The organism is Enterococcus sp. 3H8_DIV0648, assembly GCF_002140655.1.
GTDB classification, from domain to species: domain Bacteria; phylum Bacillota; class Bacilli; order Lactobacillales; family Enterococcaceae; genus Enterococcus_A; species Enterococcus_A hulanensis.
Genome location: NZ_NGLG01000001.1, coordinates 1590000 through 1590952, shown reverse-complemented (window position 1 = coordinate 1590952; position 953 = coordinate 1590000). Strand labels below are relative to the sequence as shown.

The 953-nt window shown below is 32.4% G+C and carries 1 pseudogene; it reads left to right on the top strand.

Annotated features, from left to right (window positions below):
* Positions 1-624, top strand: a pseudogene (wecB, locus tag A5875_RS07395) (non-hydrolyzing UDP-N-acetylglucosamine 2-epimerase); the annotation flags it as partial.
* Positions 625-953 lie beyond the last annotated feature (329 nt).

Here is a 953-nt window from a genome sequence, read left to right as displayed (position 1 = left end):
ATGAAAATTAAAGTGTTATCAATTTTTGGTACTAGACCTGAAGCAATAAAAATGGCACCATTGATTAAATTTTTAGATAAAGATAGTCGTTTTGAATCACATGTAGCCGTAACTGCTCAGCACAGAGAGATGTTAGATCAAGTATTAAATTTTTTCAATATCATTCCAGATTTTGATTTGGACATTATGAAACAAGGTCAAACATTATCTGATATTACATGTAGAGTAATTACTCTACTTGAATCAGTTTATGAAAAAATTCAGCCAGATATAATTTTAGTTCATGGTGATACAAGTACAACGTTCGCAGCTTCAATTTCAGCATTTTATCATCAGATTCCAATAGGTCACGTGGAGGCGGGTTTGAGAACCTTTGATAAATATTCTCCATTTCCAGAAGAAATGAATAGACAATTAACAGATGTGTTATCCGATTTGTATTTTGCGCCAACGGTTAATAGTAAAAATAATTTGATTAATGAAAATCATGCAGAAGATAAAATTTTCATTACCGGAAATACAGCGATTGATGCAATGAGATATACAATAAGTAATGAGTATGAGATTCCTATGGATGCTGTCTCTTATACACATCTAGATGTGTATAAGAGACAGAGACACGGTTGTAACAAATGCCAAAAAAGAGTATGAGTTACACTTATATCGATTGTATGAAGAAACTATTCAAAAAGAAAAAATATAATTTCCTTAACTAAATAAATTTTACATTTCACTCCTCTACACATCTAGATGTGTATAAGAGACAGGGTTAAAGTTATGACATGAAGTAAGGAGGAGTTGTTTTTGTCTGAGGATCAAAACCAACACTCAGAAGAAGGATCTTTTAAAGAGCAGATCATGAAAGCTTTAGAAGAGGGTCGGAAGAATCGTGAAGCAGAGTCTGTAAAAAAAGCTGCTACAAGACCTGAACCTTCGAAAGTAAAAAAGGATAC